Origin of the sequence: Mesorhizobium silamurunense (assembly GCF_014843905.1) — a bacterium.
Lineage (GTDB): Bacteria > Pseudomonadota > Alphaproteobacteria > Rhizobiales > Rhizobiaceae > Mesorhizobium > Mesorhizobium silamurunense.
This window is the reverse complement of sequence record NZ_LPVS01000085.1, coordinates 1-13,142: the sequence shown is the minus strand read 5'-3', so window position 1 is coordinate 13,142 and position 13,142 is coordinate 1. Positions and strand designations below refer to the sequence as shown.

Here is a 13,142-nt window from a genome sequence, read left to right as displayed (position 1 = left end):
CATCGCAACCTCCTTCGTTCAGGTGTTGCGACGACCGCTTGAATCCGCCCAGGCAACCTCGGCCCCTTTGATGCTATGGGTAACCTCTTCTTCCACGGGCGCATGACCGATAGCGTGCATTGCCGCGGCGAAAATGTGTCTGCTTGGGAGGTCGAGCATGTCGCCGCCGACCATCCTGCGATTGAGGAATGCGCGATGGTCGGAGTTGCGGCCGAAATCGGCGAGCAGGATATAAAGCTTTTCGTGAAGCCACGGAACGGGCGTGAGATTAATCCCGCCGAGTTGTCCGCATGGCTCTCTAGCCGACTGGCCCCATATCAGAGCCCTCGCTACATCGCGATTATCGACGAATTCGAGCGCACGCCAAGCCTGCGCATCATGAAACACAGACTGTCGCGCGCCCTCGATGACTGTTGAGATCAGGTCGCTAATTCAAGACGGGGCGAGCCGCCGGGACGTGTCAAATATTCGCGCATGATCGGGGCGAACGCGTCGTTGTGGTAGCGCTGGCGCGAACTGCCGGAATTGCAACAAAACGGTGTGCCAACCGCCGCGGAGATGCGCGTCACATCCTCGGCAAACAGCACGCCGCATCGCGTGGAAGACAGCCTTGTTGCCGTCATCGAGACCCCGTCATCTCCGAGATGACGAAACGTCTCAAACGAGCGCGACCTGCTGCCGCTCCGCCGCAGCAGCTGTCGCATCCGCGGCGGGCGTAGCGGATGCAGAGGCATAGACGGCGCCGAAGCGATTGGCCAGGAATTCTGGCAACTTGATCTGCTCCTGGCAGATCAGTCCCTGCTGCGGTAGCCGGCCATTGGCCAGCAGGTCTAGCACGGTGCAGATTCCAACGGCCGTGGTCGCCTGGATTGCGCTCATCGGCCTGCCGTCGATCACCTGAGGGTAAATCTTGTTGACGTAAGTTTCCTCGATTAGGCGGCCCTGCTTGAGTCCGCTGACAATGACCATAATGATCACCACGTCCTGCAGAGTGGTCGGCACGGCATACTCGAGAATTTCCTTCAACAGTTCACGTCGCTCGCTTAGACGAAGGTCGTGAAGCAGCGCCTTCATCAGGGCGGCATGGCCTGGATAGCGGATACTGCGATAATTCAGCGTCCGCACCTGGCCCTGAAGGGCTTCGCACAGCGTGCCCAAACCGCCGGACGTATTGAAGGCCTCATAGCGAGCCCCATCGAGAGAGAATTCCTCGCACTCCTCGAGCGCCGGCACTTCGACACGTCGGCCGTTGGCGATCGCCTCGCAAGGCTCGCAATACTCGTTGATCACCCCCTCGGTGCTCCAGGTCAGATTGTAATGCAGCGCGTTGGCGGGATATTGCGGGAGCGCGCCGACGCGCAGCCGCACCGAGTCGACGTGGTCGAATCCGCTAATCAGATGATGCGCCACGATCGAGATAAAACCGGGAGCGAGACCGCATTGTGGGATCAGCGCGCTGCTAGCGGATTGGGCCAGCGTTTTAATCTGCCGGGTGCTCCCGACGTCTTCGGTCAGATCGAGATAATGCACCCCGGCGGCAACTGCAGCATCGGCGATGCGGACGGTCAGATGGAACGGCACCGCGGTGAGCACGGCGAATTTACCTTGCAGTGCGCTGCATAGCTGATCCGGATCGTGGACGTCCAGCGTTGCGGTCTGCACACGGGGATGCGCGGGAAGTCTGGCCAGCGAGGCCGCGGTCGCATCTGCCAGCGTGACTTCATATAAGCTGTCTGCGGAGAGCAGATCGGAAATCGCCGTTCCGATTTTGCCTGCGCCAATCACCAGTATCTTTTTCATTGACGATCCCCAAATTGTTCGACGGCTTTATCGACGATTGTTTCTGCCAGATTGAAGCTGCGATATTTCCGGGGGTGGTCCGACCATTCGAAAAACTGTCTGGTTTTGCCGACCGAAACGTCGGCGGCGCCAGCCTAACCGAAAATGAGGCTCGCCTGCGGCAATGACGTGTGATCGGTGGTCAGATCGCCGTAGTCTGCTGCGAGTAGCAGGCCGCTTCCGTCTGCAACAGACTTTGAAATGGTCCAGGATGGTCCGGCCCTCCGTATAGAGCGGTTGGACCAGGCAATAGGTGCCGTGGCCGAAGCGTATGGTGGTGCAGGTCAACGTCAGCCGCCCGGTACACAGGTCATTCTCGACGAAGGGCAAGGTCAGCAAAGCCACGCCGTGGCCGGCGCTAGCGGCTTCGACGAGCATGTCGAAATGGTAGAATTTGGCACCACGAGAGGCGCTTTTTGCCGCGATCCCCTCCTCGGCAGACCATTCCGGCCAGGATTCGAGCGGGTAGTCTGATGCAGGAGCGTCGTTTTCCGCCGGATAGGCCGGCGCCCGCAGGGGATGGTGCTGGAGCTGGCTGGGCACGGCAGCCGGCACGATGACTTGACGCGCTCCGTCTCGACAAGCCCCGCAATGCCTCTGCTTGGCAAGATGCATCATCTGGATGAGGAGCGATTTGGTGGTCAATGAGGACGATGCGCTGGCTCATGACCTCTCCTTCAGCGGGCACGCATTGCCAACTCGGGCTGCACGACCTCGAAACGGATGGTCGCGCCGGCTTGCCGGCCGATTCCATCTAAGCTGTTCCGGATCATTTCGACGAGGTTTTCGAGAACAGCACATGGTTTTCGCCTCTCCCGGCCTCGATGAAATTTTCCTAGCAGCAGCAAAGCGCAATTCTTGTCGGGTCGGGCGCAGAAGACCAAGGCGCCGCCGTCCTCGAGTTCCTGCACCAGGAATGCGTCGTCGGAGGCTATGCCGGAAAGCTGCTCGTAGACCCGACGCAGCCTTGGTCGAATTGCGACATAGTCTTCTGAAGATTCAATGACGCCGGCAAGGGATAGATACGGCAATCTTGTCGAGCTCTGCAGCCATACTTCACTTCCGTCGGCTTTAAGAAACATTTTCGATCTCCCTGCTAATGCAGAAGTCACCAGATTGCCACATGGCAAAACAGCCGTTGTTAGGAATCGGCAGCAATCCTCACCTGTTCGCCTGCGCGGCTAGTGTAGATCGAGCAGAAAACTCCGCGTTAAGGACGGCCCTTATGATGCTTCCTCTCAGGCATCTTCTTCGCATAATATATGCTCCCGCCGATCAGAGGCGTCAAGCATGGCGCAAGTTACTTTACAATGATTTATCCTGATCTTCATAATTCTGATACATAACTGTTATAAAGGTAAACAGTCAACAGTTTGCGGTTGTTAGACTGGTACCTGCCTTTATGGCGGGACCGCTTCGGAGAGACCGGATTGGTATTGAACAGTCCCTGCTTCTACAGCAGCTTTCCATCAGACGCTTTGCGGGCTTCGCGTTCCACCGAATCTCCACCAGAACAATAGCACGAAGCCGTGATGCTCGAAGACCGGCCAAAGCCACTGCTTCTCCCTGGCGAACGGTGACGACAAGTTCATTGAGATGCCATTTGTCGCCGCAGCAGCCGGCCGAGCGGCGAAGGATGGTTGGCGAAATGCCGGCCGAACCTCTCGCCCGAGGCGCTGATCGTCTGACGCCTGGCGATGATGCCGCGGCTGCAGCTGTCCTGGACTATGCGCAGACTGAGCGGAAAGCGGAAGTATAGCAACCACAGGAGCCATGATCTCAGCAGGGAAGAGGTTGCAGCGATAGGGCGGATCACGGGCATTCGCGCACGCTGCAGTCAACGTTACGTGCCGTTGATGAGCTCTTTCCTCCATTCCTGGGAAATGCCGGGCCATGACACTTTCTGTCGGCTTTGTCGAGTATCCGACACGGTGCCGTTCCGCTTGGCTTCCTGCTGAACTCTCATGTAAGTCATTAAAAGATATGCAGAATAATTTTTTCTAAGGCTTTTATGGCGCAGTTGGCACGACTTTTGAAACTCCCTAGTCGCAAGCCGGCAGGAGCTGCCAGCCGGACGAAGAGGGCAGCCAACTCTTGTCCCCCACACAATAGGAGAGACATAGATGCCCTGCACGACCGTAAGCCAGGCCGTCACACCGCACGGTTTTTCGCGCCGTGCCTCGGTTCGGTTTTCCATGCACGGCGATACGGCAAAGGAAAATTTCTGCCGCGCCATTGCGCCGCCGAAGACGAGTGCGCTGCATCCGATCTGCGTCTAACTTGAGGAACTGTCATGAAAATCCCCGATCAACAGTCCGCGCTAGACCAAACCGCGCGAAAGAACCCTTCCCATGCACCCGAAACGGATGTTGGTTATTTGGCACAGTACTATCGCGATCGGGCCGGTACCTACGATCTCTATGTCGGCCGTCAGGGGTATTGCGGCCCGCTAGTCGTGGCAGAACTGGCGGCCGCCATCCAGACGGCCTACTTGGCCAAGGAGCGAGCAGCCACTACAATCCTAGACGCTGGCTGCGGAACGGGCCTCGTCGGTCTGCAGCTGAAACGCCTAGGCTTTCAGTTGATCGACGGGTTCGACCTCATCGGGGAGATGGCCGAAAAGGCCCAGGAGACCGGTATCTACCGCCATGTGCAAGGCGATGTCGACCTTAACGGTCCACTCTCCGATTACTCCAACGCGATCTATGACATCACAGTCTGTTGCGGCGTCTTCACGCACAGGCATGCCCGTCCGGATGGGCTGCGCGAACTGGCTCGCGTCACGCGCCCGAACGGATTTGTCATCGCGAGCACCCGCAAGAGCTATGCGGAGGCAACATCCTTTGAAGACGAAGTGCGTCGTCTGCAGGATGCGGGCGTCCTTATGCGGGCATGTTATCTAAGCAATGCCAGATACTACGACGAGGACGCGCATTATTGGGTTTTCCGGGTGCCTGATAAAGCGAGCGCACCAACGGAGGAGCGGCTATGACACACTCGGCAGATCTCGTTGGCGAATCTGTCTGTCAATCGGACTTGAATCGGCACCCCCGATCGGACTTCAAAAGGTTTTTTGGACACGTGAGTGGGTATGCAGCACGATCTGCTATCCGAAGACCCTTCGGGTGGGTCAGGGCAGCGAATTCCTCTGTCGCGACGTCGACCTATGGACCTAGGGGCCTAAACCAAGGGCGTCACCTCGACTTCTTGCGCCGGCGAGCCGACCGACTCGGCTTGCCCGGCGCGATAGACTCCACTCGACCTGCCGCTCCTCCTGCCACGCCAAAATGGCGTTGGAGGTCAGCTAGTTGCCGTAGCCGAAGCAATCATAGAGGGATAGCCGCGCCGCTCCGCGATTTGATCGAATTCCCGCGCCACCCGCTCGCCGGAGAGCGAGTTGTAGATGATCGCTGCGATGTACTCCCGGCTGAAGTCACCGATGACACACAGGATGCGGAGGCGGCAGCGCGTCGGAGAAGTCCAGACTCCAGCGCTGGTTCGCGTTCCTGCGGGATGGCCATCGGCGCTCTTGTTCCATATGTGGAACGGTTCCGTTGGCAAGGGGGGCATTTTTAGACATTCACTCTTGGGGAACGGTGCGGTTGTGGCGTTGAAACAACAGCCACCTTTAGCACTCTGACGTCGGAGGAGCCGTTCCACACCATCAATCTGGGAGAGAGTGAGGGTGGATCGATGTCCCTTTTGCGCGGTCTCCCGATCAAAATCGCCGCAGACTCCTTAGCTGACACTCCCCAACTAGTCCGGCCTCCGGGGTCAACATATAGGGTCTCGAGTAGGGCCGTCCGACACCTTCGTCATTCCAGACATTCCATGCGGGCTCTTAATAACCTGATGGAACTTTTTAACGAGCGTGAAGCACAGACTACTAGAAGTAAATATGCTTTAGACACCTTCTAGGACCGAGTTGCCAACCGCACATTGCAAACCAAAAGCCGACCCACAGAGAAGTACTCGAATCGGAGACCTGGAATGCTGACCGAAACGGCCGGAGGAGATACACGAAATAACGACTGGGATAGCTGGCATTGGCAACTTTCTAACAGCGTCACCACACTCGACGCGCTGAAGGACCTTATAAACACTACGCCTGAAGAAGAAGAAGCTTTTCACAAGGTGAGTGAGCGGTATGTTTTCCGGGTAACGCCGTATTATCTTTCGCTGATCGACCAGGACGATCCGAACGATCCAGTGCGCCTACAGGCTATACCTAACATCAAGGAGCTTGATGACGTCTTCCATATTGATCAGCTCCCATCATTCCACCAATCGGGCGTTGCTTCCGAAAACCCTCTTTGGAAGGAGGGAAAGACCGACGTGAGTTGCATCGTTCACAGGTACCCAGATCGCGTACTTTTTCATATCACCAGTTTATGCGCCATCTACTGCAGACATTGCTCACGCAAGGTTCACGCGGGCCGAGATTCAATCGTCAGCAATCGAGCTCTGATCGACAAAGGCATAGCATATGTCGCCGACCGGCCAGAGATTCGGGACGTACTGTTAAGCGGGGGTGATCCGCTGACGATGGGGGATAGTAGGATTGAGTACGCGCTGTCGGGGCTCAGGCAAATTCCGCACGTTCAGATCATTCGGATCGGCACTCGAACACCTGTAACGATGCCGCAGCGGATCACGCCCGAGTTCTGCCAGATGATTAAAAAGTACCATCCAATCTGGATCAATACTCATTTTAACCACCCTAATGAGGTCACGCCTGAAGCGAAACTAGCTATCGAGCGGTTGCTTGAAGCGGGGGTTCCGGTGGGCAACCAATCTGTTCTCTTGAAAGGCATCAACGACTCGGTCGACGTGATGAAAGAGTTGGTCCACAAACTCCTTATGGCACGTGTGCGACCATATTATTTGTATCATGCCGACTTGGTCCGCGGCGCTGAGCACTTCAGAACATCAATTGATACTGGGATGCACATTATTGAGAATTTGCGTGGGCACACCACCGGCTTTGCCGTGCCGCAATATGTAATCTGCACGCCGCTCGGCAAAACGCCACTCAATCCCAATTACCTGATAGGATCTGGGCCCGGGTATATCGTCCTCCGCAACTACGAGTGGAGAACTTGGAAAGATCCGGACAGACTCGACCCAATTTAGCCTATCGCTCATCACGCAGCGCGCCGCGCGCAGGAAGTGATCGACGGGCCGTCGGTGATTTCCGACTGAAATCGAGATGAAACCAGCAGGTGGAAGTTTAAGTGTTGAAAAGTAAGATTTGAGGCCGGCGTCATAGAGGGCCGTCGGACCGCATCCAGCATAACCGCGTGGCGTGCGAGATATATGTGCGGGTCGACTGCCCGTCAACAGAGAGTTCCCTGCCAAAGTTGGAGCCCGTGCAGCGTGTTACCAAACGTCAGCGCCTTGGTTTGTCAAGACTTTTCGGCCGGATGCTGCCGAGGTCACGGCCTGGAGTCAGAGGAAAGGAGAACGTCGTGACGCAGTTTCCAAAGGCTGGCGCGACGGCTTGGACTTCAAGCCCTTCCGGATTGGGGAAGGTCGAGGCCAGCATGCGACTGGAGGCCATATGACAGTTGTTGTTATGGGAGCTGGCGTCGTCGGAAGCACGACTGCCTACATGCTGACGAGGGCCGGTCTTGACGTCACCGTGATTGATCGTCAGGACCGCCCAGGCATGGAAACCAGTTTCGCGAATGGCGGCCTGATGAACCCAAGCGACTCTGGTCCATGGAACTCGCCCGGCACCGTGAAAAACCTCGGGAACATGCTCTTTGACGACTATTCGCCGCTGAAGATTAGACCGAGCGCTATCCCCTCGATGATCGGCTGGGGCCTCAGGTTCCTCGCCAATTCCACGCCCCGGATGCACAAGGCGAACATGATTGCCAACATTCGGCTGGCGCAGCTCAGCCTTGAGACCCTGCGCGCTATCCGCGCAGAAGAGGGGCTGACCTACGACCAGACCGTCCGCGGAACCATGCGCATGTTCCCTCCTGACGGACGGATGTCCGAGTTTGTTCAGATGTGCCGGGAGATGGAAGAATGGGGGGTCGTCTTCGACACGCTCGACAAGGGTCAGATCCTAGAAAAGGAACCTTGCGTCGCGCCGGTCATCGACCGCTACATCGGCGCTGTTTTGTTCCCTGATGATGAAAGCGGCGATGCCCACAAGTTCACAAACGAGATCGCGCGGGTGGCACAGGCGAGTGGCGCAACTTTCTTGATGGGCACGGAAGTCATTGATATCGTTCGGGAAAGCGCGACTAAAATTTCACATATTCACACGACCAAGGGAGAGATCCAAGCGAACGCCTTCGTTCTCTCGCTTGGTAGCTACAGCCCGAAATTCTCGAGCAGGCTCGGCATCCATCTGCCGATCATTCCGGTAAAGGGCCATTCGATAACCGTTCCCTTGAACGGTTGGCAAGGGGGGCCGACACGTCCGATCCTGGACGACGGCCTCCACGCGATGATCACGCCTATGGGTGATCGCCTGCGGATGGGCGGTCGCGCCGAATTCGCCGGCTACAATACCGCGGTTGACATCAAAGAAGGGCTGCGCGTCCTCAATAATGGCTTTAAAATGCTGCCGGAGCTCAAGAACCACATGAATGCCGACTCTGGTCTAAACTGGAGCGGCCTGCGCGCGATGACGCCGGGGGGCCCGCCTGTGATCGGCCCGACCCGCTACAGCAATCTGTTCCTGAACACCGGCCATGGGCCGCTCGGCTGGACGATGGCCTGCGGGTCGGCCCGCATAACTACAGATTATATCACGCAGGGCCACGTGACGACCGAAGCGGTTGCACCGGAATACTATGCGCTCTGAGCGCGCAGTGTCGCGGTCGCGCGACCGGGCCAATCTCCGGAAAGAAAAGCCGCGGCCTATCGTCAGGAGGGCAGGAAGAACACCCTTGTGTTTCGGCGTGGAATAAGGACCAGTAATGCAGGGGCTTGCAAGTGCGGATTCCTTCAGTTCAAGATGTGCGTGAAGATAGGTCAGCCTCGTTTCCATCGTCTCATGGCCCAGCCACAGGGCGATGACCGAACAATCGACGCCCGCCTGCAGCAACTCCATCGCAGCGCTGTGGCGCAAGACATGGGGTGACACCCGCTTCGAGCGAACGGTGACGCAATCTTCGCGCGCTTTGGCGACATATTTGTTCAGCAGCGCCTGCACGCCGTCGGCGCTGAGCTTGCCGCCGTGCGTGTTCGGAAAGAGAGCCGTTGCGCCCCGCTTCCTGGGCTCGTTGAGTCAGCCCCGAAGGGCTTGCTGTGCAACCTTGGTGAGCGGCGTACTTCGCTCCTTGCGGCCCTTGCCAACGCATCGCACGTGGGCACCGTGCCCCAGCATCACCGAGTCCCGGTCGAGATCGATGATCTCCGAGACCCGCAACCCCGTTTGCGCGGCCAGCAAGAGCAGAGTGTGATCACGCCGTCCCAGCCATGTGCTGCGATCCGGACAGGCCAGGATCGCTTCAATCTCGGGCCTGGTGAGAAACTGAAGCTGTCGCTTGTCGCATCGCTTGCTCGGGATCGCGAGCACGCGTTGAATCTGGGCGCTATGGGCCGGCTCCTCGAACGACGCATATCTGAAGAAAGACCGAATGGCCGTGAGGCGGAGATTCCGGGTCCTCACTGAGGCGGATCGCTGTGTCTCGAGGTCCTCCAGGAATGCGCCGATGAAAGGCGCGTCCAAGTCCCGCAGTGTCAACTGCGACGGAGACCTGCCAAGGCGTGTCTGCGCGAATGCAAACAGGAGCCGGAAGGTGTCGGCCGGAAGGTGTCGCGATAGGAGGCGATGGTGTTGGAACTTACGCCTCGATGTCGCATGAGCCGATCGGTGAACCACCGCTCGATCAGCACGGCCAGATCGTTCGGGGCACTCATGAGCGAGCCTCCCACCGCTTATCCAGCAGTCGCGCGGCATGGGTCATTAGCTCCGGCGCGGCGGATAGGTACCAGTAGGTGTCGCGAACATTGGCGTGGCCGAGAAAGGTCGAGAGGACCGGCAGTTCCCGCTCGACATCTTCGCCCGCACGATACCAGTTGGTCAGGGCCTGGACGGCGAAACGGTGACGAAGATCGTGAACCCGCGGACCATTGCGCTGCCCCCGCTCCCGCAGACCGATCTGTCGCGACAGCTGCCAGAACACCCGGTGCACGTATTGGTGCAGCAATCTGCCGCCCTGCTCGGCGACAAAGAAATAGGGGCTACGAGGCGCGACGAGATGCGCGTCGCGTCGCGCGGCATAGTCCGACAGCACGGCGACCGTCGTGGCATGGAGCGGACCAGCCGCGACTTGCCGAACTTCGTCTCCCGAATGGTGAGGATACCTTGGTCGAGATCGACGTCGTCCTGGCGCAGGTCGAGCGCTTCGGAATGGCGTAGCCCGGCCACCGCTATCAATCCGAACAGGCAATGATATGTCCAGCGACGCAGGGCGTTGGCCGGCGGCAGCGACAGTGCCGCCGCCAGAAGCGCCGTGATCTCAGCATCGGTATAGATGTAGGGCTTTGCCCGCCGCGCCGGCGACACAGCGTCTTGAGGTGGCACTTCCGTCAGGGGGTCGAAATGAGCGAGGTGCTGAGCGAAGCAGCGCACATCGGTCAGGCGGATGGACCAACTCGGTTGTCGGCCGATCAACGTCACCCACTTCATTGCCAGCGCCGTGGTGATGCTCTCGGCGCCGCGAGCCTCCATGAAGGTGACGAAATCCGACAACCGTCAGGCGGGCCCGTGGTACTTGTATCCCAACCCCTGGCGCATGCCTACATAGCGCTCGAGCGCTGTTCGAAGCTGGCTCATTCGGCACCTCCCGGCCACGGCAGGCTCAGTTCGCGCAGCTTCTCGATGTCGAGCTTGGCATAGATCCTTGTGCTGTCGATGCTCCGGTGACGAAGCAACTGGCCGATCTCGGCAAAGCTGGCCCCCGACCGCAGCAGGTCGGTCGCAAGGCTGTGGCGGAAGAGGTGCGCGCCGTGGTGCGCATAGCCGTGAATACCCGCCCGCTCGAGGGCCTCCTTCGCGATCATCGTGATGGCGCAGCCTGAGGCAAAGCCGACGTGCGGAGCAAGCATTCGCAGAAATAACCGGCGACACGGTGAAGCCGGCCGCCCATGCCGGATGTAGGCGACGATAGCTGCACCGACGTCGTGGCGTAGCGGCATCATCGCTTGCCGCCGTCCCTTGCCATGGACGAGGACACTGCCCGACTGCCAATCGATATCGTCAAGACTGAGCGCGGCAACCTCGCTGGCGCGCAAGCCCAGCTTGGCCAGCGCCATCAAAACCGCATAGTCGCGAAGCCCCATTGCCGTGGTCAGATCGCAGGCATCGAGAACCACCTGAACCTTCTGTGGTGGCAGGAAGGTTGGTAGGCCAGCAAGCCGCCAGCGACGGATCGACGGCACACAATCGGCCAAGGCCACCGCAATGAAGCCCTTCAGATGCAAATAGCGCAGGAAGGCGCGCACCACTCCGCACATCGCCTTGCCGCTGTCGGCGGAGCCATCGAGAGCATGTCGCTCGACATAACCGATGACGATCTCCGGGGTGAGCGCTGCTATGCCGATCCAGCTACCGCTACGTTGAGGAAAGTGTTGGTAAAAACTTGCTCACTCGGCATAGTTCGGCGGTCGGCATAAACCTGCTTATGCCGTGCGCGGCATAAGGCGGTTTCGATCAGCGCGGCGATGACTGCCCAGTCTTCGGCGCCGCCATCGGAGCCTGCAAAGAGCACGTTCTTCCGATTGAGGGCGATCGGACGAATGGAGCGCTCGACTGTATTGGAGTCGATCTCGATGCGGCGGTCATCGAGGAAGCGGGTCAGGCCTTCCCAGCGCGAGAGCGTGTAGCGGATTGCCTCGGCGAGCTTGGTCTTCTGGCTAATCAGGCCGAGCTTTTCGCGCAGCCAAGGTTCGAGATCGGCGATAATCGGCTGGCTTCTTTCCTGGCGCACGGGACGGCACTCATCCGCCGGCTGGCCGCGGATGTCATCCTCAATCCTGTAGAGATCGGCGCTGGTCCGGATACAGCCGGTTCTTAGAAGCGCCTGCGGACGTATGCCCAGCAGAAGGCGAGCGTCACGCCGCTTTTCTCGGCCAGCACGCGATAGCCGCCATAGCCCTCGACCTAAGGATTCCGGTGAAGCCTGCGAGATGAGCGATCGGACGCTCGGCCTTTCGGTCCGGCGCATAGACATAGGCGACGCCCGGCGGATCGGCTGCCTCCCATGGCCGGTCATCGCGGGCATAGGCCCACAGCTGCCCAGTCTTCGTCTTGCCGCGGCCCCGATCGAGCAGCGGCGCGGTCGTCTCGTCGGCGAACAGTTTCGGCGAAGCCTTCAGCTTTCCAAGCAGGCGTCATGCACCGGACGCAAATACCATGACCGGATCAGACCATATTCGCCGACAGCCCGCGACAGCGGTATCCAGGCTGATTCACTTGGTCGCGGATCAGCCCGCCTGAACCGGACGCGGGTTCGGCGCGCCTCATGGACCCGCCGCCAGTCGAGACCTTCGAGCAGCGTGCGGGCTCGTGATCGCTGGATTTAAGCGTAAGCTCTGAAATCTTCATGTGTCGAAGCCCTCAAAGGCTCCGAACATCGTCCTCACGTCAACGCGCGAAAGGTGCCACCGGAACAGCGCCTACGGGGTATTGCGCGACGATCAGGATGAGACGCGCGCGACAATCTGGATGAGACTCTCAGAGCGCGGTCACGGGCAAATTATCATGCTGATTGTCGCTGGCAAGGCTTTCGTCGTTTTCTGATTGTCGCTCCGCGACAAGTTCGTGCGTGTTGTTAATTGTCGCGTAGGAGGCGGGCCTGCCGCGCTGGCGTTTAGCTTCCATGGCAGATCTGCGCCGGTAGCTTTCGACATTCATCTCGAAGATCGTTGCGTGATGAACAAGCCGATCGACCGCGGCGAGGGTCATGGCGGGATCGGGAAAGACCCTGTTCCATTCTCCAAAAGGCTGATTGGCGGTGATCATGATGGAACGCCGCTCATATCTTGCGGAGATGAGTTCGAAGAGCACGCTCGTTTCGGCCTGGTCCTTGGTGACGTAGGTCAGATCATCGAGGATGAGCAGATCGAACTTGTCGAGCTTTGCGATGGCGGATTCGAGTTGCAGCTCACGCCGCGCGACCTGAAGCTTCTGAACGAGGTCGGTGGTGCGGGTGAACAGCACGCGCCCGCCGTTCTCGATCAGCGCGAGGCCGATGGCCGCGGCGAGATGGCTCTTTCCGCCGCCAGTCGAAGCAGCGTCATACTGCCGGGTGTCCGGCGCATGAGGTTCGGATCAC

At 59.0% G+C, this 13,142-nt stretch carries 10 protein-coding genes and 5 pseudogenes; 5 read left to right on the top strand and 10 right to left on the bottom strand.

Translation table 11 applies throughout. The annotated features are described in order from the left end of the window. Positions 1–75 precede the first annotated feature (75 nt). On the top strand, positions 76–417 hold the full coding sequence (locus AU465_RS24865) for an AMP-binding enzyme (RefSeq protein WP_210325242.1): 342 nt from the start codon (positions 76–78) through the stop codon (positions 415–417). A gap of 2 nt (positions 418–419) precedes the next feature. Here the strand turns inward: AU465_RS24865 and AU465_RS24860 are convergent, their stop codons facing one another. From AU465_RS24860 to AU465_RS24845, 4 genes are read right to left on the bottom strand one after another with little or no spacing between them, the layout of a single operon-like run. Next, positions 420–623 carry a hypothetical protein gene (locus AU465_RS24860; RefSeq protein WP_192254190.1) on the bottom strand — a complete coding sequence of 68 codons (204 nt, stop codon included), beginning with the start codon at positions 621–623 and terminating at the stop codon, positions 420–422. 34 nt (positions 624–657) lie between these two features. Next, positions 658–1,800, bottom strand: a complete 1,143-nt coding sequence (locus AU465_RS24855; RefSeq protein ID WP_192254188.1) for a saccharopine dehydrogenase family protein — start codon at positions 1,798–1,800, stop codon at positions 658–660. 27 nt (positions 1,801–1,827) lie between these two features. Further along, positions 1,828–2,484, bottom strand: coding sequence for a type 2 periplasmic-binding domain-containing protein (locus AU465_RS24850; protein ID WP_192254186.1), 657 nt, complete (start codon positions 2,482–2,484; stop codon positions 1,828–1,830). Positions 2,485–2,516: 32 nt separating this feature from the next. Further along, positions 2,517–2,921: a hypothetical protein gene (locus AU465_RS24845; RefSeq protein WP_192254184.1), complete on the bottom strand. Its 405-nt coding sequence runs from the start codon at positions 2,919–2,921 to the stop codon at positions 2,517–2,519. 1,041 nt (positions 2,922–3,962) lie between these two features. Between AU465_RS24845 and AU465_RS24840 the strand changes: the two genes are divergently transcribed. Both AU465_RS24840 and AU465_RS24835 read left to right on the top strand, forming a co-directional pair. Next, on the top strand, positions 3,963–4,118 hold the full coding sequence (locus AU465_RS24840; protein WP_192254182.1) for a hypothetical protein: 156 nt from the start codon (positions 3,963–3,965) through the stop codon (positions 4,116–4,118). Positions 4,119–4,132: 14 nt separating this feature from the next. Further along, positions 4,133–4,831: a class I SAM-dependent DNA methyltransferase gene (locus tag AU465_RS24835; protein WP_192254180.1), complete on the top strand. Its 699-nt coding sequence runs from the start codon at positions 4,133–4,135 to the stop codon at positions 4,829–4,831. A gap of 229 nt (positions 4,832–5,060) precedes the next feature. On the opposite strand, the pseudogene AU465_RS36730 reads toward AU465_RS24835, so the two are convergent. Beyond that, a pseudogene (locus AU465_RS36730) lies at positions 5,061–5,375 on the bottom strand (integrase catalytic domain-containing protein); the annotation flags it as partial. A gap of 454 nt (positions 5,376–5,829) precedes the next feature. Between AU465_RS36730 and AU465_RS24830 the strand changes: the two are divergent. Together AU465_RS24830 and AU465_RS24825 are read left to right on the top strand one after the other, a co-directional pair. After that, positions 5,830–6,972 (top strand): KamA family radical SAM protein, encoded by a 1,143-nt coding sequence (locus tag AU465_RS24830; RefSeq protein ID WP_192254178.1) that lies wholly within the window; start codon positions 5,830–5,832, stop codon positions 6,970–6,972. A gap of 427 nt (positions 6,973–7,399) precedes the next feature. Then, the gene (locus AU465_RS24825; RefSeq protein WP_192254176.1) at positions 7,400–8,662 is read left to right on the top strand and encodes an FAD-dependent oxidoreductase; all 1,263 of its coding nucleotides are present in this window, start codon (positions 7,400–7,402) and stop codon (positions 8,660–8,662) included. Positions 8,663–8,878: 216 nt separating this feature from the next. On the opposite strand, the pseudogene AU465_RS38050 reads toward AU465_RS24825, so the two are convergent. From AU465_RS38050 to AU465_RS24800, 5 genes and pseudogenes are all read right to left on the bottom strand, one after another. Then, positions 8,879–9,379 (bottom strand): annotated as a pseudogene (locus AU465_RS38050) (tyrosine-type recombinase/integrase); the annotation flags it as partial. 340 nt (positions 9,380–9,719) lie between these two features. Beyond that, positions 9,720–10,495, bottom strand: a pseudogene (locus AU465_RS24815) (tyrosine-type recombinase/integrase). A gap of 143 nt (positions 10,496–10,638) precedes the next feature. Then, entirely contained in the window at positions 10,639–11,313 is a 675-nt protein-coding gene (locus AU465_RS36725; protein ID WP_312891310.1) for a site-specific integrase, read from the bottom strand. A gap of 164 nt (positions 11,314–11,477) precedes the next feature. Beyond that, positions 11,478–12,224 (bottom strand): annotated as a pseudogene (tnpC, locus tag AU465_RS24805) (IS66 family transposase); the annotation flags it as partial. Positions 12,225–12,541: 317 nt separating this feature from the next. Continuing rightward, positions 12,542–13,090: pseudogene (locus AU465_RS24800) on the bottom strand (ATP-binding protein); the annotation flags it as partial. Positions 13,091–13,142 lie beyond the last annotated feature (52 nt).